Origin of the sequence: Levilactobacillus spicheri DSM 15429, assembly GCF_001435095.1 — a bacterium.
Taxonomy (GTDB): domain Bacteria; phylum Bacillota; class Bacilli; order Lactobacillales; family Lactobacillaceae; genus Levilactobacillus; species Levilactobacillus spicheri.
Window position 1 is genome coordinate 405,901 of the sequence record NZ_AZFC01000035.1, and the last position, 21,191, is coordinate 427,091.

25 protein-coding genes and 1 tRNA gene are annotated in these 21,191 nt (G+C 57.4%); 10 read left to right on the forward strand and 16 right to left on the reverse strand.

Annotated elements, in window-relative coordinates:
* Positions 1-2: 2 nt before the first annotated feature.
* Positions 3-824: an SDR family NAD(P)-dependent oxidoreductase gene (locus FD37_RS10700; protein ID WP_045806124.1), complete on the forward strand. Its 822-nt coding sequence runs from the start codon at positions 3-5 to the stop codon at positions 822-824.
* Positions 825-971: 147 nt separating this feature from the next.
* Entirely contained in the window at positions 972-1,424 is a 453-nt protein-coding gene (locus FD37_RS10705) for an ASCH domain-containing protein (protein WP_056965235.1), read from the forward strand.
* A gap of 467 nt (positions 1,425-1,891) precedes the next feature.
* On the opposite strand, the gene FD37_RS10715 is transcribed toward FD37_RS10705, so the two are convergent.
* A complete protein-coding gene (locus tag FD37_RS10715; protein WP_045806126.1) occupies positions 1,892-3,325 on the reverse strand; it encodes an MFS transporter in 1,434 nt (477 codons plus the stop codon).
* Between the two features lie 200 nt (positions 3,326-3,525).
* Here FD37_RS10715 and FD37_RS13010 point away from each other — a divergent pair, with 200 nt between their 5' ends.
* The 3 genes from FD37_RS13010 to FD37_RS10725 all read left to right on the forward strand — a co-directional run bounded on the left by FD37_RS13010 (position 3,526) and on the right by FD37_RS10725 (position 5,363).
* Complete coding sequence (locus tag FD37_RS13010; protein WP_170206975.1) at positions 3,526-3,699, forward strand: hypothetical protein; 174 nt, start codon at positions 3,526-3,528, stop codon at positions 3,697-3,699.
* 138 nt (positions 3,700-3,837) lie between these two features.
* Positions 3,838-4,638 carry a type I methionyl aminopeptidase gene (gene map / locus FD37_RS10720; protein ID WP_045806127.1) on the forward strand — a complete coding sequence of 267 codons (801 nt, stop codon included), beginning with the start codon at positions 3,838-3,840 and terminating at the stop codon, positions 4,636-4,638.
* Positions 4,639-4,649: 11 nt separating this feature from the next.
* Entirely contained in the window at positions 4,650-5,363 is a 714-nt protein-coding gene (locus FD37_RS10725) for a demethylmenaquinone methyltransferase (RefSeq protein ID WP_056965237.1), read from the forward strand.
* A gap of 778 nt (positions 5,364-6,141) precedes the next feature.
* Here FD37_RS10725 and FD37_RS10730 read toward each other — a convergent pair.
* Together FD37_RS10730 and FD37_RS10735 are read right to left on the reverse strand one after the other, a co-directional pair.
* Positions 6,142-7,011 (reverse strand): helix-turn-helix domain-containing protein, encoded by an 870-nt coding sequence (locus FD37_RS10730; protein ID WP_056965238.1) that lies wholly within the window; start codon positions 7,009-7,011, stop codon positions 6,142-6,144.
* 16 nt (positions 7,012-7,027) lie between these two features.
* Positions 7,028-7,672 carry a DNA-3-methyladenine glycosylase gene (locus tag FD37_RS10735; protein WP_056965240.1) on the reverse strand — a complete coding sequence of 215 codons (645 nt, stop codon included), beginning with the start codon at positions 7,670-7,672 and terminating at the stop codon, positions 7,028-7,030.
* Positions 7,673-7,743: 71 nt separating this feature from the next.
* Here FD37_RS10735 and FD37_RS10740 point away from each other — a divergent pair, with 71 nt between their 5' ends.
* Positions 7,744-8,145: a DUF488 domain-containing protein gene (locus FD37_RS10740; RefSeq protein WP_056965242.1), complete on the forward strand. Its 402-nt coding sequence runs from the start codon at positions 7,744-7,746 to the stop codon at positions 8,143-8,145.
* Here the strand turns inward: FD37_RS10740 and FD37_RS10745 are convergent.
* From FD37_RS10745 to FD37_RS10770, 6 genes are all read right to left on the reverse strand, one after another.
* Complete coding sequence (locus tag FD37_RS10745) at positions 8,075-8,767, reverse strand: HAD family hydrolase (RefSeq protein WP_045806132.1); 693 nt, start codon at positions 8,765-8,767, stop codon at positions 8,075-8,077. The genes FD37_RS10740 and FD37_RS10745 overlap by 71 nt on opposite strands.
* Before the next feature lie 204 nt (positions 8,768-8,971).
* Positions 8,972-9,433 (reverse strand): universal stress protein, encoded by a 462-nt coding sequence (locus tag FD37_RS10750; RefSeq protein WP_056965244.1) that lies wholly within the window; start codon positions 9,431-9,433, stop codon positions 8,972-8,974.
* A 274-nt stretch (positions 9,434-9,707) separates the two neighbouring features.
* Positions 9,708-11,288 carry a BCCT family transporter gene (locus FD37_RS10755; protein WP_045806134.1) on the reverse strand — a complete coding sequence of 527 codons (1,581 nt, stop codon included), beginning with the start codon at positions 11,286-11,288 and terminating at the stop codon, positions 9,708-9,710.
* 335 nt (positions 11,289-11,623) lie between these two features.
* The gene (locus tag FD37_RS10760) at positions 11,624-12,232 is read right to left on the reverse strand and encodes a sugar O-acetyltransferase (RefSeq protein ID WP_045806135.1); all 609 of its coding nucleotides are present in this window, start codon (positions 12,230-12,232) and stop codon (positions 11,624-11,626) included.
* 245 nt (positions 12,233-12,477) lie between these two features.
* Positions 12,478-12,939 (reverse strand): VOC family protein, encoded by a 462-nt coding sequence (locus FD37_RS10765; RefSeq protein WP_056965246.1) that lies wholly within the window; start codon positions 12,937-12,939, stop codon positions 12,478-12,480.
* A gap of 21 nt (positions 12,940-12,960) precedes the next feature.
* The gene (locus tag FD37_RS10770; protein WP_056965248.1) at positions 12,961-13,848 is read right to left on the reverse strand and encodes a ribonuclease H family protein; all 888 of its coding nucleotides are present in this window, start codon (positions 13,846-13,848) and stop codon (positions 12,961-12,963) included.
* Positions 13,849-14,128: 280 nt separating this feature from the next.
* Here FD37_RS10770 and FD37_RS10775 point away from each other — a divergent pair, with 280 nt between their 5' ends.
* A complete protein-coding gene (locus FD37_RS10775; RefSeq protein ID WP_056965250.1) occupies positions 14,129-14,602 on the forward strand; it encodes a hypothetical protein in 474 nt (157 codons plus the stop codon).
* Between the two features lie 555 nt (positions 14,603-15,157).
* Positions 15,158-15,796: a LysM peptidoglycan-binding domain-containing protein gene (locus FD37_RS10780; protein ID WP_147007695.1), complete on the forward strand. Its 639-nt coding sequence runs from the start codon at positions 15,158-15,160 to the stop codon at positions 15,794-15,796.
* Positions 15,797-15,963: 167 nt separating this feature from the next.
* Here FD37_RS10780 and codA read toward each other — a convergent pair whose 3' ends face one another.
* Complete coding sequence (gene codA / locus FD37_RS10785) at positions 15,964-17,202, reverse strand: cytosine deaminase (protein WP_045806139.1); 1,239 nt, start codon at positions 17,200-17,202, stop codon at positions 15,964-15,966.
* A 41-nt stretch (positions 17,203-17,243) separates the two neighbouring features.
* The gene (locus tag FD37_RS10790; RefSeq protein ID WP_056965252.1) at positions 17,244-17,540 is read right to left on the reverse strand and encodes a hypothetical protein; all 297 of its coding nucleotides are present in this window, start codon (positions 17,538-17,540) and stop codon (positions 17,244-17,246) included.
* 109 nt (positions 17,541-17,649) lie between these two features.
* Between FD37_RS10790 and thiD the strand changes: the two genes are divergently transcribed.
* Positions 17,650-18,477 carry a bifunctional hydroxymethylpyrimidine kinase/phosphomethylpyrimidine kinase gene (gene thiD, locus FD37_RS10795; RefSeq protein ID WP_056965254.1) on the forward strand — a complete coding sequence of 276 codons (828 nt, stop codon included), beginning with the start codon at positions 17,650-17,652 and terminating at the stop codon, positions 18,475-18,477.
* A gap of 114 nt (positions 18,478-18,591) precedes the next feature.
* Here thiD and FD37_RS13015 read toward each other — a convergent pair whose 3' ends face one another.
* The 4 genes from FD37_RS13015 to FD37_RS10805 form a co-directional block, all read right to left on the reverse strand.
* Positions 18,592-18,768, reverse strand: a complete 177-nt coding sequence (locus FD37_RS13015) for a hypothetical protein (RefSeq protein WP_170206976.1) — start codon at positions 18,766-18,768, stop codon at positions 18,592-18,594.
* The gene (locus FD37_RS10800) at positions 18,761-19,453 is read right to left on the reverse strand and encodes an NAD(P)H-dependent oxidoreductase (protein WP_045806142.1); all 693 of its coding nucleotides are present in this window, start codon (positions 19,451-19,453) and stop codon (positions 18,761-18,763) included. The genes FD37_RS13015 and FD37_RS10800 overlap by 8 nt, the downstream gene beginning before the upstream one ends.
* 90 nt (positions 19,454-19,543) lie before the next feature.
* Entirely contained in the window at positions 19,544-19,693 is a 150-nt protein-coding gene (locus FD37_RS13020) for a hypothetical protein (protein WP_170206977.1), read from the reverse strand.
* 191 nt (positions 19,694-19,884) lie between these two features.
* The gene (locus FD37_RS10805) at positions 19,885-20,196 is read right to left on the reverse strand and encodes a hypothetical protein (RefSeq protein WP_056965257.1); all 312 of its coding nucleotides are present in this window, start codon (positions 20,194-20,196) and stop codon (positions 19,885-19,887) included.
* Positions 20,197-20,328: 132 nt separating this feature from the next.
* On the opposite strand from FD37_RS10805, the gene FD37_RS10810 reads away from it, so the two are divergent.
* Positions 20,329-20,402, forward strand: a tRNA-Arg gene (locus tag FD37_RS10810).
* A 57-nt stretch (positions 20,403-20,459) separates the two neighbouring features.
* Here FD37_RS10810 and FD37_RS10815 read toward each other — a convergent pair.
* On the reverse strand, positions 20,460-21,053 hold the full coding sequence (locus tag FD37_RS10815; protein ID WP_045806201.1) for a TetR/AcrR family transcriptional regulator: 594 nt from the start codon (positions 21,051-21,053) through the stop codon (positions 20,460-20,462).
* Between the last annotated feature and the right edge of the window lie 138 nt (positions 21,054-21,191).

Below are 21,191 nucleotides of genomic sequence, written 5' to 3' on the forward strand. Positions count from 1 at the left end.
CGATGACAGAAGATTGGTTAGGTTTACAGGATAAAGTGTGCGTCGTGACCGGCGCCATCGGGGGCATGGGCACCGAGATCTGCCGGGCACTGGCCGGGCAGCACGCCACCGTGGTCGCCCTCGACCAGGACCCCGACAAGGTCGCTCAGCTGGTCACCCAGTTGATCAACGACGACCACATCGCCGGGCTGGCGATCAGCTGCGACGTCACCAAGGAAAGTAGCGTCCAGCAAGCGGTGCAACAGGTGCGCGACACCTTCGGCCACGTCGACGTGGTCATCAACACCGCCGGCATCCTCAAGTTCGATCCGCTGGAAGACCTGGATTACGCGACCTGGAAGCAGGTCCTCGACGTCAACCTGAACGGCTACTACCTGGTCACCCACGAATTCGGCAAATTGATGATCCAACAGCATCACGGGACCTTCGTCCACATCTCCACCGTGGCCAGCGACATTCCCGAGACTTACAGCGGCGCCTACAGCACCAGTAAGGCGGCCGTGAACATGCTGTCCAAGCAAGTCGCGGCCGAATGGGGCATGTTCGGTATCCGTAGTAACGTGCTGGAGCCCTGCCTGGTCAAGACCCCGATGTCGGCGGCCTTCTACGCCGACCCGGCCGTGGAAAACGGGCGCAAGGCCCTGACCGCCAGCAAGCGTATCGGGACGACCACCGATATCGCCAACGCCATCCTATTCTTGGCGAGCGACCGTTCCGACTACATCAACGCGACCGGCCTGGCCATCGACGGCGGCTTTAGCGTCATGATGCAGAACCAGATTCCCAAGCCCGGCGGCCGGCGGAAGTTCGCCGAGACGCACTAGGCTGCGTAAATATTTATGAATCCTCTCAAAAATCCGCGTCACTCGCCAAAGGGCCCCTGACACGGATTTTTAAGTTGCAGAACTGGACAAGACACACTGGTCAATCGCCCTTCCCCGCGGTAAACTACGACTCAAGGAGGGATTTCCATGACAATTGACTCGTTTTGGCACCAGTTTCGCATCCACCATCCGGCCATCACGACCGACACGTACGACGCCTACATGCTCGGCGCTGAGGGCGACGTGGCCACGGCCGACCACCTGGCCGCCCTCATCAAAGCCGGCACGAAGACCGCAACCACCTCGGCCTACGACCTGTATGGCCCGGACGAGCCCCTGCCCCGGGTCGGTGAGTACAGCATCGTCCTCGATGGGCACCACCAACCGGTCTGCGTGACCCAGACCGTGGTCGTGGAGACTGTTCCCTTTCTCCAGGTATCGGCCGAACACGCCTACCACGAGGGGGAGGGCACCCGGGGCCTCAAGGAATGGCGCCAGGTCCACCGGGAGTTCTTCAGGCAAGAATACGCGGCCAGTCACCGCCCCTTCGATGAGCACCACCTGCCCTGCGTCTGCGAGGTCTTCCGGGTGTTGGACTAAAGTGGTAGTTGCCGATTGCCTCCGCTCAGCTGGGCCGTGACGACCGTGGGCACGACTTGAAGCCCCGCAGATCACGTAGGTCTACAAGGGCGGCCTTGTGGTAAGTCAGCTGGGAAATGCTGACCAACCACCCTAGTCGTACAGCAGCTATGTTTTTTCTACATCTCTCACGGAAAAGATGTCAGTCAACAGAACAATCCATCAAAACTCGCCATCAAAAAGGCTCCGAAAGATCAACGTCTTTTCGGAGCCTTTTAGTTATTCTAAATTACCAACCCTGGCTAGATTGCCAAAGTAGCTGAAGCTGGAGGGCCGACCAAAATGGGCTCAGGGGTGATATTTTCCTTAGCCGGCGTTTTTCGCCGACTTAGGAAAAGGCCGAACTGGAAGACCTGGGTTTCGGGCTTCCAGTCGTGCCCACCCCGTTCCAGCCCATTTTGGTTGGCCCGGAAGCTATTTTTCACTCTCTATGCCTTCTGTTGCCGGCCGTCCCGTAACATGGCGGCGAAGATGAAGCCGACGACGGAGACCAGCAGGAAGGTGATGAAGACCGCCCGGTAACCCGCCAGGTTCGCCTGGGCACTGCCCAAGCTGAGGTGACTCTTGGTGACCATCGCCAAGATCAGCGTGGCCACGGCGACCCCGGTCGAGCCCAGGATTTGCCGCACCGTGGTGATGACGGCCGTCCCGTGGGCAATCAGCTGGTCGGGTAATGAGTTGGCCCCCAGCGTGACCGCAGGCATCATGACGAAGGCGTTGCCCCCTTCAATCAGGGCCGCAATCAGGATCATCACGACCAGCGGCTGCTTGCCACTGATCAAGACCAGCAGCGCCCAACCGATCACGATCATGCCCATCCCGGTCAGCATGGTCGACTTGAACCCAATTTTGTCGGCCAACCGCCCGGTCAGAGGATTCAGGACACTCAGTAAGATGGCCCCGGGAACCAGCGACATCCCCGACGCGAACGGCGATAAGCCCAGCACCGTTTGGTAGTAGAGCGGAAAGATAATCGTGACCACGATCAGCGCGATGTAGGACGTCCCGGTCAACAGCACGGCCAGGTCGAAGTTAAACGTCTTGAGCACCCGCAGTTCCAGCAACGGCGTCTCGACGTGGAATTGCCGCCAAACGAAGTAGCCGACCAACAGGATACTGATGACCAATAAGGCGGTCATCGTCCCCCAGTTGACCCCGGCCTTGCCGATCTGGTTGACCACGTAAAGAATCCCGATGAACCCCAGGCTGCCGACGACGGACAGGTAATCCAGCCGCGACGTCTTCTGCGGCATCACGTTCTTGATGGTCTTGAGGGCCACCAGGAAGACCACCGTGATGATCAGCATGAAGACCACGAACAGCCCCTGCCACGAGGTGTAGCGCAGCACGATCCCGGAGATGATGGGACCCACGGCCAGCGCCGACCCCATGACCAGACCGGCGAAGCCCATGACCCCGCCCCGTTTATCCTCCGGTGTGATCCGCAGCATGACGGACTGGTACGACGGGAACATGACCCCGACGGCCATGGCCTCCATCACCCGTCCGACCATCATCATCGGAAAGCTGCTGGCCAGGTAGATGATAAAGGTCCCCACGTCGAAGAGCGCTAACATACTGATAAAGAGGACCGGAAATCGTAAATTATTCAATAACCACGGACTGACCGGCATCATCACCACCATCACCAGCATAAAGCCGGTGGTCAGCCACTGAATCGTCGAGGCTGGCACCCCGAAGTACCGCATCAACGTCGGATAGGCCGTCGACAACGACGACTGACTGATCGACATGGTGAAGGTCCCCGCCAACAACGTCCAAATAAACGCCATGCGATGGTACGGCCGCCCCTGTAAGTCGACCGATTGACCCTGTGCATCCACAGCTTGCTTGTCTTGCATGTAACCCACTCCCTCATGTTCTAATGCCTAGTTTAGAAAAGTTCTTAACTGATTCCATGCTACGCTTTTTCCGAGAACGTGTAAACCGATACGGCCCCCGGGCAATCAAGTTACTTATCACGCAATCTCTGTTACAATAAACGTAACGCCGGGACCCGCGCCAGTGGTCCCCATCATTTTAAAAGAAGTGAGGGTACAACATGGACTTAGTGGCATACTTGAAAGACGAGATTAACTTTCTAACTGAACAGATGAAGCAGGCCGAGACCGACAACAACAGCTCCATGCGTTTTCTTTGCGATTCTCGCATCGAAGAAGCCAAGCACATCTTAAAGCAGATCGACAACGGCACGATCACCAGCCTCAAGGCTTAACCCAACGACTGACCATCCAGTGGATGATTGGTCGTTTAGTCGTTACGCCACTGTTGCCCCTTAATCACGGGTCGGATTCGCCGAATATCTCAATAAGGTGTAGATTAGAGAGGTAAGCATTTTGAAGGAGGAACTAGTTTGATTACCATTAAATCACCACGTGAAATTGAAAAGATGCAAGAGTCCGGGGCCGTCTTGGCCGGGGTCCACTTGGGCCTGCGCAAGATCATCAAGCCCGGCATCTCAAGTTGGGAAATCGAAGAGTTTGCCAACAAGTACATCGAAGAACACGGCGCCCGGCCGTCCGAAAAGGGCTTCGAAGGCTACAAGTACGCCACCTGTGTCAGCGTCAACGACGAAGTAGCCCACGCCATTCCCCGCAAGAACCTGATCTTAAAGAACGGCGACATCGTCAAGGTCGACATGACGGTCAACCTCGACGGCTTCGAAAGCGACTCCTGCTGGGCTTACGCCGTCGGCAACATCAGTCCGGAGGCCCAACACCTGATGGACGTGACCCACAAGGCGCTCTACTTAGGCATCGACCAGGCCGTCGTGGGCAACCGGATTGGGGACATCGGCCACGCCATCCAGGACTACGTGGAGACGCAGAACCACATGGGCGACGTGCGGGAACTGATCGGTCACGGCATCGGCCCGACCATGCACGAACAACCCAACGTTCCCCACTACGGTGAAGCCGGCCACGGCCTGCGGTTACGGGAAGGCATGACCATCACCATCGAACCGATGGTCAACCTGGGAACCTGGGAGATCAAGTCCAAGCCAACCGCCGACAAGTCGTGGGAGTACTACGTTTCCGCCGATGGTTCCCTGTCCTGCCAGTACGAGCACACTCTGGTCATCACCAAGGACGGGCCCAAGATTCTGACCTCTCAGGATCCCGAATTCGACGCGAAGTATCTGCTGAAGTTCTAGGAGGTCATCAGATGACACTGACCAACCGGACCCCGGAACACACGGTGGCCCAACTCTTTGACCACATCGCGCCCCAGTACGACCGCATGAACAGCGTCATCAGCCTGGGGACCCACCGGCTGTGGCGCCGCCAGGTCATGGACCAGATGACGGTCCGGCCCGGCGACTTCGCGCTAGACCTGTGCTGTGGCACGGGGGACTGGACGCTGGCGTTGGCCCAAGCGGTCGGCCCCGCGGGAGAGGTCGTGGGCCTCGACCTGAGCCACGAGATGTTGGCGGTCGCCCAGCAAAAAGTTCGCGCCGCGCACCTGCAGAGTCAGATCACCCTGAAACAGGGGGACGCGATGCACCTGCCCTACCCGGACAACACGTTCAACGTGGTCACGATTGGCTTCGGCCTGCGTAACGTTCCGGACGCCCAACAGGTCCTGTCCGAGATGACCCGGGTGGTCAAGCCCGGCGGCCAGGTCGTCTGCCTCGAGACCTCGCAGCCCACCAACCCGGTGGTCCATGCGGGCTGGCAACTGTACTTCGGCCACGTGGTCCCGTTGATGGGCCGCGTCGTCGCCCACCATTACCGGGCGTACGACTACCTGCAACGGACGACCCACCAATTCGTGTCGGCCGAACAGCTGGCGGTGATGTTCACCGCCGCGGGCCTACACCACGTCCACTACCGGCGCTTCAATCTCGGCGCCGCCGCGGTGCATTTCGGCACCAAATAACGCACTGACTACATGCAAAGGGCCTCGCCACAATCGTTGAATTGATTGTGACGAGGCCCTTTTATCTTATTGTGGGTTGAGTTCAGCGCTCCCGGGCAAGCCAAAATGGGCTGGAACGGGGTGGACACCGATTTGAGCCCTAAAAGCAGGTCTCAAATACGGGTCTTTGCCTAAGCCGGCCCAGAACGCCGACTAAGGCAAATTTCACCCCTGAGCCATTTTGACTTGCCCTCCCGCTTAACTGTGATGGCTTTGTCTAAATTAGCGATTCCCCGTTCGTAGACGCAATTGTCCTTAAAAGTCTATGAATAGCGTCTCCTTTGCCAAGGCTTTCGGGAACGTCCCCTGGTCTCCTCGATTACATGGATAACCAGACAACCGAGAACGTATCCTGCTAATTAATCAAGAACCGATGGCGGGCGTTGATTTGTCGTACTGTCGGCTTATGTTTTCCGTGATAGGTACGGGAAACATACCGCCACCGTCAAGATTGCTGGAGCTCAGCTGGGCCAAGACCGTGAAATTGTGGTTGGCCAGCGTTTTTTGCTGGCTTACCACAAGGCCGAGCTTGTAGACCCGTGATTTTCGGGGCTTCAAGTCGTGCCAACGGTCGTCACGGCCCAGCTGAGCGGAAGCAATCGACAGCTACCACTGATTTCGATGAACACTATGTATAACTGATAGCTGCCTTGGCGAAGCTTCAGAATCGTGCCCACCACGGTCGGCTTGCTCGCCGGCGTGGAGCGCCTGCTTCGTCAGTCCGCCAGGCCCTACCGACCTAGTCCGTCGGGTAGCGGTCCAAGCCCGCTAGTTCATCCGCAATCAGCAACTGGACCCGGTGGTTGCCGTTCAACCGGGCAAAGGCCGCGGCGTCCCGGAACTCGGCGCGGATCTCATCCAGGTCGCCGCGCTGGGCCAACAGGTTCAGCGCGTGGCGGTAAGTGATCCGCGCCAGGTAATAGGTCACGTGATACCGCGCACAGATCTGAAAGCCGTAGCTGAGCAGGTCGTCGCTGACCGTGAACTCCTGGCGCCGACTGTAGTACTCGGCCGTGTAATAGACCACGTTCAGGGCCCGCCAGATCACGTAGCGGTTGCGAAAGGTCAGCTGGCGAATCGCGCCGGCCACCTGGTTGAAGTAGGCCTCGGCCCGGTCGGCCTCCCCCGCCTGATCGTAGGCGATCCCAGTGCCCGCGTAGGCCAGTACCGAAAACATGGTGTGGTGGCCCGCATCCAAGCGCTCTAAGATTTGCGCGAAATCGGCCAACGCCCGAGTCAGGTCGCCGCCGCCCAGGGCCGTGGCGTACCCCCGGAGAAAGTAGTAACGCATCTGAAACCGGGCGGTGTCCGTCGGGGACTCACCCAGTTCGGCCAACTCCCGCAGCATCTCGGGATACCGTTCCTGCAACAGGTGGTTTTCGACCGAGTCCAGTACCGCCTGCCGATCGGAGTTTCCCTGGTCGACGGGGAACAACTCGTTGAGCGTCAAGCCCAGCCGGTCACACAGCTTGAGGAGAATGCGAAAAGACGGGACCTTGCCGTTCCGTTCGAACTTGCTCAGCGTGGCCTGGGTGCAGATGCCCTGGGCCAGCTCCGCTTGTGAGAAGTGCATGCGTTTGCGTTTTTCAATAAAGACTTCAATATTCACGTGATGTCGTCATCCTTTAATCTATTTTTGCCGGCGCGACCCAGCCATGATTGACCCGGTCCCAGTCGCGCTTGCGGCTCGCGGACACGTACGGGTTCCCGGCGACCACGTACCGAAGGGGCCGGTCGTGCCAGCTGCCATCGCTGACCCCGACCCGGGCCGTCGCCACGACCTGCCGCGGCTGGCGGGTCGCGGTCGGCGTGATGGTCAGGTTCTGCGCCCCCAGCATCGTCCGGTTCAGCGCCTTGGACTGGAGCCCCAGCGCGGCGGTCAGCTTGCCGGGGCCGTTGGTGATCTCCGGCACGGCCTTATCGCGGTGCTGGCGCATCAGGTCCAGGCCTTGATGGGGTTCGATGCCCCGAATCAGGATTCCTTGCGGCGTCCCGGCGGCCTGGGTCGCCACGTCGAGCATGTAGTAGCCCCGCAGGACGTAGATGTAAATGGTCCCGGGCGCGTCGTACAGGGCTGCGTTCGCCGCCGTGTGTCGCCCGTTGAACGCGTGCGCCGCGGTATCCTGCTCCCCCAGGTAGGCCTCGGCCTCGACGATCCAGCCGCTCATGGTGCCGGCGGGCGTGGTGTAGATCAGCTCGTGCCCCAGCAGGTCGCGGGTAATTTCTTCGGTGGGACGTCCGGTATAGAACGCCCCGAGTGTGGTGGTCATGATTCTTTTCCTCGCTTTCATTTCCCTGACGAAAAACTCCTGCTAGAATGGGGGCAGGAGATGATTTTCTAATGGCATTAAAACTTGAACGTATCTATACCAAGCCCGCCGACCTCAGCGGTTACCGCGTCTTGGTCGACCGCCTCTGGCCCCGCGGGATCTCGAAGGTCAACGCCCACCTCGACACCTGGGAAAAGGCCATGGGGCCCACAACCGACCTGCGCAAGTGGTTCAACCACGAACCCGCTAAGTACCCCGAATTTAAGACCCGGTACCTGGCCGAGATCAAGGCCAATCCGGCCCTGCCCGACTTTCTTGCCCTGCTGACGGCGCAGCTCCCGACCCAGGACGTCATTTTACTGTTCGGCGCCAAGGACGAGACCCATAATCAGGCCGTGGTGCTCAAAGACTTTCTGTTGACGGCGCTGGCAGACCGAGTACCTGCCGCACGGTTGCAAGACTCAGCTGAGTAGTACTGCCCAGCTGGGCCGCCACGCCGGGCAACGGTTGGCGACTGATGCCGATGGTCACACACCCGGCCGCCGTCGCCGCCTGCACGCCGGTCACCGTGTCCTCGAAGGCCACGCAGTCCGTTGGCGCCTGACCAATCAGCTTAGCCGCCGCCAGGTACACGTCAGGGGCCGGTTTACTGGCCGCTAAGCTGTCCGCCGGCACGATGTGGGTAAAGTACTGGGTCAGCTCTAAATGCGCGATCTCGGCCGCGGCGTTGGTCGAGGCGGAGGCCAGGGCCAGCGGGTAGCCGGCCTGCGTGAGCTCCGCGAGAAATTCGGTAATGCCCGGCAAGCGGTTGGCGGGCGTCATGGCCGCCACGTACTGGCGATACAGCGCGTTCTCGTGGTCGGTCAGCGCCCGAAACTCGGGCCCCGTCAACCGGCCCTGTTGGTGAGCCGACGCCAGGATGGTCTGTAGCGACGCCTGGCGACTCATTCCCGGCAGCGTTTTGGCCAGGTGGTCGGTCCAGGGAATGGCCAGCTCGGTCGCGACCGTCCGCCACGAGGCCAGGTGATACTGCCACGAGTCGGCCACCACCCCGTGCAGGTCGAACAAGAATCCTTTGATGGTTTTTGTGGTCATCGTGAGCCCCCCTTAAATGGTTCATCATGCACTCATTATACCACCGTCCCCACCCCGCGGGGGACAAAAGGCGGCCGTTGCGGGGGGGACTGGCGGGTCAACGAATCATCACACAACCAAACAGGCAGGCCGTTCTCAATTTCTGAGAATGACCTGCCTGTTTTTGCGCGGATCATGAACCGATCCCCTAACTAGTCGCGTGACTTACCGAATCACGATGACCGACACGTCGGACTTGCGGGCCAACCGCAACCCGATAGCGCCGGGGTGCCCGTGACTCGCGAATTCCACGTCGGCCCCACACACAATCAGGTCGGGCTCGAAGTCCGGAACAATCTGTTGCAGGACCACGTCGTCGACGTCCCCGCCCTCACTCACGATGGGCCGCACGTCCTGCACGCCGAATTCCTTGGCTTTCGCCGCGTATTCCTTGACGATGCTGTGCAGGTGCGCGCGCTTCTCGTTGAGCTTCGCGGGCATCAGTGATTCGTAGATGCTAATATCGTTGTTTTCCAAAACGGAGGCGATGCCCAATTCGGCACCGTAATCACGAGCCATCGTTAGCGCGAACCGAAAGGCCCGAGCGGTCGATGGCCGGTCGTCCTCATCAATCGTGATCAATATCCGGTAGAAAAACAGTGGCCGGTAACTACTTTCGTCTGCCATATCATAAACCCCTCCTGGAGTTAAAATCATTGCACTTCATTATAACAAGTTCGCCAATCGACGCAACCTTCTCCCGCCAAATGGGTCCCCGTCTCATGCGTTGTGGGGCGACATCATGACCCCCTCATGTGGCCTGGTCACCCCTCCACTGCGCAACATAGCACCCGCTCGACGAAACCGCAACTAATTGCCTTATGGGCGGCGCGGGCGTGGGCGGCGGCCAGGGACTAAAAAACGTCCCACCGCGCGGCAGGACGTTTTCTCATTTTCAAACTTAACGGGCGTGGTCCGGTGACAGAATCATCGGTCCGCGCACGGCCCGGGGCAGCTCAACCGTAATCCGCCGCATCACGACGGGCTTGGGAACCACCACGGGGGCCACGGCGCGCTCCTTGGCCGTCAACATGTGCCAGATGGAGTGCAACAGTAGCAGGCAGACCAGCATCAGCGGGAAGCCGGCAATCGTCGAGACCGTCTGAACCGTCTGGAAGCCGCCGACCATCACAATCCCGAAGGAGAAGAGAATGAAGACGACCACCCAGATCATCCGGTTCCAGCGGCTCGGTTGCTCGCCGTCGTCCAGGTGCAGGCTGGTAAAGGATGACACGATAAACGCCGAAGACGAAATCGTGGTTGCCAGGAAGATGAAGCACGAGATACAGTACAAGGCTAAGACAATCATCTTAAACGGCAAGGTCCCGATGACCGTGGCGACCACGGCCGCTTGCCCCTGCGTGTTCAGGATGTGGACCAGGTTAACGGCCCCGGTCCGTTGGAGCCACAGGGAGTACCCGCCGAAGATGGCGTAGAAACTCATGCAGCCCAAGGCCCCGTACGTCAGCATCCCGACCAAGACCTGCTTGATGGTCCGGCCCTTCGATATCCGGGCGATAAACAGCCCCATGACGGGCATGTAGGACAACCACCAGCCCCAGTAGAAGATGGTCTCCTGCTGAGCGGTCGACGCCCCACCGTTCGGCAAGGTGTTGGTCGACATGGAAATAAACTTCTGAGCCATTAAGCCCAGGCTGTTGGTCTCCGAATTCAAGATGTAGACCGTGGGCCCGATCACCAGGATCAGTGCCAACAGGCCTAACGCCGTCCAGATGTGGGCGGCACTCAACCGGTCGATCCCCCCGTTTAACCCGTGGAAGACCGTGACGGCAAAGATGATAAATAAAATAATGAACAGTTCGATTTTCAAGGCTAAGTTATCTTGGACCCCCGTCAAGCTGCTCAGGACCTTCGAGATAATGGGAATTTCCATCCCCACGGACGACCCGATGCCGCCCATGATCCCGAAGACGACCAAGAAGTCGATGACGCGTCGGGCAATCTGCTTGCCCCGGCTGTCACCCTGCAGACTGGTGATGGCGGCGCTGACCCGTTGGACCTTGCCGTGCTTCACGTACAGGACGTACGCAATCGCGATCGTCGCGGGCGCGAACATCATCCAGGCCATGGGACCCCAGTTGAACTGCCCGTACATGTGCGCCGCACTGTAGGCCGCGGTCGAAAAGGGCTTGAGGCCAAAGGCAGGGTGCTGCAGGTAGCGCAACGGGTCAACGATGGACAGCATTAAGATACTGGCATCGATCGCCGTGGCAAAGACCATGCTCCCCCACTGAAAGCTGCTGTAGTGGGGTTTGTCGTTGGGACCGCCCAACTTCACTTTACCAAACTTACCAAAAGCGAGATACATAAAGAACAGAAAGTTGATAACGTAGACCAACAGGTAAGCCCATGACATCTGGGTATCAATCCAGTTGAGAATGGTGCTTAACAGGCTCTGGAGCTGGTCGCCACCCACGATAAACACGATGGATGCGATCAGGAACAGCACGAAAGTTGGCACGAAGACTAACTTATCAATATTTTTACGCGCTAAAATAGAAAATCCTCCTCATTTGATTCCTGAAAAATGGTTCTTCAGCGGACGTCACGCCCCAAGATACACAAAAAGCGCCGAACACGGGTTGTCCCACGAAGTCCAGCGCTAACCGGTTAACAGCCAACAATGGCTGCGTTCCTGCGAAGCAATATCCACGTTTAATTATACGCGGCTTGGTTAATTAGTAAAATCTTGCGGATAAATAAGAAATTTCTTTTTGAAAATAAACCGTTTTCATAGCCCATCATGATAGGAATCTAAGAATTAGATGAGAATTTCGATTGGCCACAATCGACCCCCTATTTCTGGGGAATCTGGGGCCATTGTTGGCGGGCCTGGGCATCCCCGTCCGGACCGTTATCGATGGTCTTGATCACCCGGGCCGGGTTGCCGGCGATCACGACGTTGTCGCCGAAGGACTTGGTCACCACGGACCCGGCGCCGACGACCACGTTATTGCCCAGCGTGACGCCGGGCAGAATCGTGACCCGGCCACCCAGCCAGGCGTTATCGCCGATGGTGATGGGCGCGCCCATTTCCACGTCGGCCACCCGGGCCAGCGCATTCAACGGGTGCACCGGCGTGTACAGGCCGATGTTCGGGCCGAAGTAGCAGTGGGCCCCGATCGTGATGGGACACGTGTCCAGGAAGGTCATATCGTAGTTGCCGTAAAAGTGGTCGCCGATGTGGATGTTCCACCCGTAGTCGAACTTGAAGCCGGCCTCGACGAAGAAGTCGTCCCCGGTATCTGTGATCAGTTCCCGGTAGCCGCCGTTGCGCTGCGCGTTATCGTCCAGCTGGTTCACGGCCCGTAACTGCTTGCGGACCGCCACGCGTCGGTCGATCAGCGCCTTGTCAAATTGATCGTAGGGCTGACCCGCCGACATCTTTTCCCGTTCTGTTGCCATATCAATTATCACTCCTCTGCTCCCCATGATACCACTTTCCCGTCCGGACCTCTGGCGCTAAGAGTGGGACAAAAGGCGGTTAGCTGGCGAGCATTAACGTCGTAAGCCGGACAATCCTGAACTTGGATTGTTTGGCTTACGGGGTTAAGCGGAACCAGCTGCCTTTTGGTGCACGTTTCGCCACCAACTATTCGGAGAAAATAAAAAGCCCGAGACTTTTGTCCCAGGCTCGTTGCGTATTGCTTTTAAGAATTGTTCACCGAGAGGTCCGTTTCCGGTGCTTCCCGCAGGATCCAGGTAATGCCGTACGCATCCACGATTTGGCCCATCTTGCCCCCCTGGCTGAGGCTGTTGAAGGGACTGATCACCTTGACGTCAGACTTGACCAGCCGCTGGTACAGCGCGGTCAGCGCCTTGACGTCTTCCGAATTGTCTTCGTCGACCACGATCATTAAGGAGATCAGGGTCGAAGACGTGGGTTGGCCCATCAGCGCGTCGGCACACTGAATGTCCAAGCCTAACACCTGGAAGCCGCCCCGCATGGTCAACTGGTCCAGGTCGACCGTGGGCTCTAAGCCGTACTGCTCCGCTTCATCAGCCGTCGGACTGACCCGATAAACGTTGGTCGCCCCAAAAACGCCCTGATAATAGGCCAAGGCTTCCTTGGCGTTTTCAAATTCCAAATAGGGAATCAATTTTGCTTGCATCGTTGCTACCTCACTGCTTCGTTAGTCTTTGGATTGCGGCGCGTCGTCCGGCAGGCCCGCATCGTGCAGAATCTGTCGAATCGCCGCGACCGAGCGGTCCACCGTTTCCCGGCTCGCCGGTTGGTCGGCCCGCGCCGGCTTGGGGTGCGCCGCCGGTTGCGACTTGGTCGCCGGCGTGGCCCGGGGCGCCTGGGCAGTTGGCGCGGGGTGTCCCGCGACCATGGCATCCATGGTCTGGTTAAGTAAATGGTCCACGAACACGTTTCCTTGGTTGGTCGCGTGACCCTTGGTCCAATTAAAGCTGAGGTGGGGAAAGGCGCCTAATAACCGGTCCACGTCCGCCCAAAGTTCGGCGTTGGCCAGTGGCCCGGCGCTGCGCTTCCAGCCGCGGCGTTTCCAACCGGCCAACCAGCCCTGGGTGATGGCGTTCAACACGTACCGGGAATCCAACACGAATTGAATCGACTGGTCGTTCACGCCCCGCCGTTGCAAGGCCTGCAGGGCCCGCAAAAACGCCATGATCTCCATGCGGTTATTGCTGGCCCCCCATTCGCCGGCCGAGTCGGTCATGACCTGGTCAGCCGGCAATTCGATGCGGTACGCCCACGCCGCCTTGTCACCGGCCCGGACGTGCCCCCCCGCCACGTTACCCGTGTTGCGGGAGCCCCCGTCCGTATAGACGGTGATGGTCGCCGGGGTCGTTGGCTGGGCCGGGGCGGACGACCGGACTGGCCGCCGGCCGGTCGTCGGCGTGCTTTTGCCCTGCATGAAGGCCTTGGCCGCCGCCTCGGTCGGGAAGCTCTTGTATTGCGCTCCGGTAAACCCATTGACTTGCTGTTGCGTTTCCGGCCACGTCCGGTAAATTCCGGGACGCCGACCGCGACGGACTGCATAGAATTTTTGTGCCACTAAAATCCCCACTTTCAACTAATCTTTGCTAGTTTACCATACTTTACCCGCACATCGACGAAATTGGATATTACCAAATTCGTGAAGCCGTTACCATTAGCCAGTTACTAAGTTCAGTGTCCCGCAAATTTTCTCGGGGGCCAGAACCTTAAAAAAGCCTAATTTACGGGCTGAAATCATTTTCATAATATACGGATTATGCTAATCTAGAGGGTAGGGAAAACAATCTGTCCGTGAGTGACTTATCTGTTACCATGTTTATTTTTAAGGGGGGCCTTTTATGCAGAATCCGATTCGTGCAACTCTCATTACCGTTGAACAAGCTCGCGCCATGCTGCAAGATCAGCGTGACCAGCGGAGTGAACCATTTCCCACGCTCGCACTCTCTGGACAGTACATCTTACCCGATTACCGGTTGACGCGAAAACGGGAAGCCTTCAAGATTCGGCGTCACACCTTTCTGAAAAAGCATTTCCGTTCCTACGTCGCGTTTGATTCCGATAACGGCCAGACCTTGTGGATCCATAATTTTCCTAGTCTGTCCGAGGCCTGTTTCTGGCTCAACACCGGGGTAAAACCGAACGACACCGATTCGACGAGTTCCTACCAAGAATGGAAGGTCAAGCACGTCGACGAGATCGAGGTCTTGAAGGAACAACTCCGAACACAGCATCACGAAAAGAAAAAGGCCGTCGTCCCCGAGAAGAAACCGACCGTGGCGACCGTCAAAAAAGTGAAGCATCCGAAAAAGTAAGCGCTCCGGCCCATCGCCGCAGCGCTTTTCGTTTGCCCACCATTCGCCCGCAACCGCCAGGAACCGCCCCACATCGCCGTTCATCGTCCGTCCGCCACGGACAAAATTGCGCGTTTCTTCTATATATGAACGTCTCTCGTGTTGCTTTTTCCTGGACTCCTTTCAGCCCCACCACCGAAAAAGAGGCCGTGATTCGCGCAAATCCGTGAATCTCCTCCCCATTTTTCCTAAAAAAGTCGGTTAATTGACCGACTTTTTTGATTGGGCAGATTGCAGCGACGATTAATTCGGTAATAAACTTAATCTCGTGAACCAGTCAATTCATGGACGTTCTCACTACGGCCACCTAGGTCGGAACCCCTTTCATAAAACGACAGTCAGATGACAAATATTACAAGAATGTGTCGAACCGCAACATTTTGCATTCTGTTCTTAAAGTTCATGATATTGGATAGTAACACTCATTCGCTAAACTCTGTCGTGTTGATAAGGGAAATCAACCATACGATAAAGTTTCCGGACCCCATAGATTTTAATTTTATAGGAGTGTATATTTTGAAAAAATTTGTTACGACGATTCTTGCAACTTCTGCAGCAGCTTTAGGTTTGTTCGTTGCCGGCACGGTCAGCGCCGACGCATCCACGACTTACACGGTTAAGTCTGGCGATTCTGTTTGGGCAATCTCCCAAAAGTTTGACTCCACGATCAACGCGATCGAAAATGCCAACAACATCCAAGGCCACTTGATCTTACCTGGTCAAAACCTGACGATTCCTGATGGCACGTCAACTTCGACGCAAACGGCCGCAACCACGAACACGCAGGCCAACACGCAAGCCGCTGCAACCACGAACACGCAACAGGCAGCAACGACTAGCCAAGCAACGACGAACACTAACACGAACACCAACTCGCAAGCTTCCACGACTTCTTCATCCAGCTCCAGCTACACTGGTAGCAACATGAAGGAATACGTTCTGAGCCAAATGAGTTCCCGGACCGGTGTATCGGCTTCCACTTGGAACGCCATCATCCAACGTGAATCCAACTGGCAAGCTAACGTGGTGAACTCCACGAGTGGTGCTTACGGTCTGTTCCAAAACATGCACATCTCCAGCGGTTCCGTTGAAGACCAAGTGAACGCAGCCGTAAGTCTGTACAACCAACAAGGGATGGCTGCCTGGGCTCTGTAATCCCACCCCAGCACCCATTATCAATCAGTCATTAAAAAAGCGTCTCACCGGTTTTTACCGATGAGGCGCTTTTTCGTGTTTGTCTAACATTTTGAAAACAAGGCTTAAACGTTCATGCCCGCCGCTTCACGAGCAAGCCGGCGTGAAGCGCGGTGACCACCAATCCCTTAATCCAAATTCAGGTGAACCTGCTTGGGGTCGGTCCGTTCGATGATCTTACCGTGGTGGATCGAGTAGAGGAACTCGGAACGTTCGTTTAAGGCGTTGTAGAAGTTATCGTTGTTCATGATGACCAGGTTAGCTGGCTTGCCTTCCGCGATGCCGTAGTGGTCGGTCACGTGCATGGCCTTGGCGCCGTGGGTCGTGACGAACTGGTACGAGTTCAAGATGTCGTCATAGCCCATCATCTGAGTCACGTGAATCCCCATGTGCAGGGCGTCCAGCATGTTGCCGTCCCCCATCGGGTACCACGGGTCCTTGATGTCGTCTTCCCCGAAGGCCACGTTGACGCCGGCCTCGTTCAGTTCCTTGACCCGCGTCAAGCCGCGCCGCTTCGGGTAGGTGTCGAACCGGCCGCCCAAGTGGGTGTTGATCAGTGGGTTCGAGATCATGTTGATGTGCGACAACTTCAGCAAGCGCATCAGCTTGTAGGCGTACGCGTTGTTGTACGAGCCCATCGCCGTGGTGTGGCTGGCCGTGACCTTGTCGCCCAGGCCGGTCTCGTAGGCCAACGTGGCCAGCGTTTCCAGTCCCCGTGAAGCCGGGTCGTCGATCTCGTCACAGTGCGCATCGACGAGCTTGCCGTACTTCTGGGCCAGGTCGACCGCGAAATGCAGCGATTCCACGCTGTACTCCCGGGTGAACTCAAAGTGCGGGATGGCCCCGATGACGTCGACGCCCATCTTCGCGGCCTCTTCCATCAATTCCTTACCGTGGGGGAACGACAGGATGCCGTCTTGTGGGAAGGCGACCAATTGGAGTTCCACGTAGTCCTTGACCTCGTCACGCACCTCCAGTAACGCCTTTAAGGCCGTTAAATTCGGGTCGGTGACGTCGACGTGGGACCGCACGAACTGAATCCCGTGGCTGGCCTGAATCTTCAGGGCCTTGAGTGCCCGTTCCTTCACGTCGTCGTGACTCAGGGTCTTCTTGCGTTCTCCCCAGATGCGAATCCCGTCGAACAGGGTCCCGGACTGGTTCCATTCGGGGTCGCCCGCCGTCATGGTGCTGTCCAGGTGCACGTGCGGGTCAACGAACGGTGGCAAGATCAGCTTGCCGGTCGCGTCGATGACCTCTTCGTGATCCTTGGGGGTCAGATGGTCGGCAATCGCCGTAAACTTGCCATCCTCGATCCGAATATCCTGCGGTTGTGTTGCGTTTTCGATGAATCCTTGTTGAATTAACATGCGCCAATGATACCTCCCGTAATAATCTTAATTCGCGCTCGCTAGTAAAAACCGGTCACCGTCTGGCCAAACCACAACAACAGCCCGTCGACCACCCCGCCGATCAGCACCAGCCAAAAGACCAGCACCAATCCGACGAAGAGCCCCCGCGACTGCCGCGGAAATGACCAGACGATTCCAATTAAGCTTATCACACATCCTAAGACTCCGAGCGATAAAATAACCGGTTCGGACGGAAAATAGCGGTAAACACCGTTAAAGACGCCCCAGAGCGCATATCCGCCGGCGAACAACCCAATGACCAGCCAGAAAACGCCCCATTTTGCTCGTTGTTTCATCCCCATACCCTCTTTATCGTTAAACTAACCACGGACTGTCTAGTCGTATTTTACCGCTAACCATGCTATTCTAGGGAATAACGATTCAAAAACATCGGAGGTAGGTACCATGACCAATACATTTCCACAAGCCCTCACCATTGCCGGGTCAGATAGCGATGGCAGCGCCGGCATGCAGGCCGACTTACACACGTTCTTCGCCCGCGGCGTCTACGGCGCATCCGTCATCACCGCCTGCGTGGCCGGCAACTCCTACGGCATCCACGCCAGCGTGCCGATGCCGACCGACTTTATCGACCAGGAATTCGCCGACCTCGCCGCCGACTATCACATTCGGGCCGCCAAGACCGGGATGCTGGCCGATTCGGAGCTGATCAACGACGTGGTCAAGAACTACCAGCAGGCCGACTTCGGCCCCCTGGTCGTCGATCCCGTCATCATGACCAAGCACGGCAACCAGTTGCTCGAAGAGAGTGCCTTTCAGACCCTGCGGACCCAACTGCTGCCGCTGGCAACCGTTCTGACGCCAAACTTCTTCGAGGTTGAAAAGATCGCCGAAACGACGATCAAGTCCGACGACGACATGGTCGCCGCCGCCCACCGAATGCAGCAGATGGGCGCGAAGAACATCATCGCCAAGGGCAGTCACGCCCTCCCCGACCAGACCATGGTCCGGGACTTTGTCCTGCTGGAGAACGGGGATTCCTTCTGGCTGAGCCAACCGTACCACGCGACCGACCGGGTCAACGGGACGGGCGATTCCCTGTCGGCCTGCATCACCGCCGAACTCGCCAAGGGCACGCCGATGCGCCAGGCCATTACGCTGGCCAAGGCCTTCGTCAACACCGCCATTGGCCAGCCCATCGAGGTCGGTCACAAGTTTGGCCCCATCAACCACTGGGCCGCTCAGAACCGCGACTACGACGATATCCGGTAGGTCATCTTCCTAAGCAATCATTCAAATGACCCAAAAATCCCGCGGCGGCCGTGCCGGAATCCATCGATTCCTCGCACGCCCCCGCGGGATTTTAGTGATTTATTTTATCAGCGACTACCACCGATCCGGACGCCAGGTCCGGCCGTCGATCTCGCCTTGGAGCTGTTCACGGCGCTGGTCCTGCTCGGCGACCAGCCGGTCAAGGGCCAGCCAGAACGCCCGGTCCGTGAACTTCGGCTGAAGCCGCGCCAGGTGCTGGAGCTGGTCGTGTAACCATTGATCATCAGTCATCTTCGGTCTCCTTTATCATCGCCAAGGTATCCGTCAATTCGTCCAGGCTCGACCGGTGATCGTCAAAGGTGGTGGCGATCAGTTCGCCGGTCGCCCGCTGCTCGGGCGTCAACCCCTGGACCATGCTGGCCAGCCGGTCGGCAAACCACGCCTGGCGGTTGGCCAACGTATCCGGTTGGGGCTGGGTCAGGTAACGCTGGTAATCCACGACCAGGGCCAACTTCTGGGCCTCGGTCAGGTAGCCGAACTGGTGGACCGCCAGCGTGGGCAGCCAAGTCATCCGCGCCCGGTGCGCCACCGCGGCCAACGGTGCGAGCAAGGCATCCAGGGTCTGGCCCTCGACACCCCCGCGCTGGAAGGCCTTGGCCGGCATCCCCGTGGTGACGACGATGCCCAGTTCCTTACCGGCCAACGGGTAACGGTGATCACCATAGACGAAGGTCCGGGTCAACACCGTGTCCTCCCAGGCCTTCAGGCTCGCCGGTGCCGCGTACCAGTACAGCGGGAACTGGAAAATGATTCGGTCGGCCTGCCGGAGCTGGTCCTGCTCGGCTGCGATGTCGAACGCCGGCTGCGCATCAAGGTGCTCCCAGGTGACACCCGTGGCGGGGAGGCTCGCCTTAAAAAATTGTTGACTGGTGGAATCCGCCAGATGCGGATGGGCCACCAAGACTAACGTGGTCATCTTACGCCACTCCCTTCTCACTAAACTACCCTCACTTTAGCACATTCTCGACAAAAAAAGCCCGTTGACCATTTCTCAACGAGCTGCCGGTTAAATGAACCGTTGGTTGGAATCTTTCGTGAACCGATTGTGGGTCGCAAGGTGTTTACTCTTCTTGCGGAAATCCGCCAGATTGTTCAGATAAAATTGCCCCGCAGCGGCAATCACAATAATTAAAATAATCGCAACTAATGCAGTCATCAGAAATCCCCCCGAGCTCATATGATTACATTTATATTATCTTAATGTTACAGGAAGATTGCAAGCAAAACATCATAAATTTTATAATTTTTAAGGCTTGGGCCTCTGACCTCCCTAACCAGCGACGGGCGGTCCCACCCGTGAAGGCGGCGATGCAGGCTTCCCACTGGCCCATCGCAGCCGTCGTGCGCCTACTTCTGGCTTGACTGACTGGATTGCTTGGCGGATTGTTCCGAAGCCTTCTTCGCGGAGTCCTTCTTCTCCTGGCGCTTCTTCTGCGTCTTTTTGACCTGGTTAGAGATCTGCGTGGTGGGACTGACGTTCTTCTTCCCCGAGAGGTTCGAGACCGGGTAGGCGATAAATAGCACCACCGCCGAAATGATCAGGTATTTAATATTCTGTTTGCGGACACCCAGGGCCTGGGTAATTTGAAAGAAATAGTAGATAAGACAGATGGCGGCAAAAAAGACCACGATTTCCGCCCCAATATGTAAAATCGTCACGGGACACCCTCCTTTAATTCTGGTTGTCCCTACTTTACCCAATGACCGGGACTCCTGTCAACTCGCCGGGCAACCCGCGATTGACACGGCGCAGGCGCTTCTCTATAATGAAGAAGTTGTTGTTTAACTTCTGTCGCAATAGCTCAGCTGGATAGAGCAACGGTCTTCTAAACCGTAGGTCGAGGGTTCGAACCTCTCTTGCGACATCTTAAACCATCAAAACGCCAAGGACATCTCGTCCTTGACGTTTTTTTCGTTGTCATTTAGGCTTCGGGTTCGCGCAAGTGCCGGGCGAAGGTCCAGACGTTTTCCCGCACGAACCGCTCGGTCGGCACCCCCATGTCCTCGTGGGGGTAAATCGCGTTGAAGACCACGTTGCCGTAGTTGATCAGGATAAAGTTGCTGACCTCCCGCGGCACGTTAACCTGCGGGGAGATTTCCCCGGCGGCCACCATCTCATCGAAGAAGCGCGTCAGGAGCTCCCGGAGCCGCATCGGCAGCTGCTTGACCGCCTGACTGATCTCCGGAAAGTGGTAAGCATCCCGCAGGCCTAACAGGAAGACGGCTTGATGATTTTTCACAAAATCGGCGTATAATTCGGCGATGCGCCGCAGATCGACCTCGATTTTACCGACACTGGTAAAGGATGCGTTGATCTGCTCAATATCGTGCAGGTAGGTCGTCACCAGTTCTTGTAACAGGCTGTGCTTATCCCGAAAGTGTCGAAAGACCGTACTCTCGTTGATTCCCGCCGTTGCCGCGATTTTCCGCGTCGTGGCGCCCTGATAGCCGTACTTTAAGACCAACGTCGAAAATGCCGCCAGAATCCGCTCATCCGTCGTTTGCTTAGTCGCCATCGTCATCCCGCCATCCTTTCGTTGGGTTTTACTGCCTGAATTGTACCATAGGATGGCCCCCGCACCGTCAAAAACGCTTTTTCCAATGCATTGCCTGTTGGTTTTACAGCCACTTTGTTATACTTTATACAAGAAAAC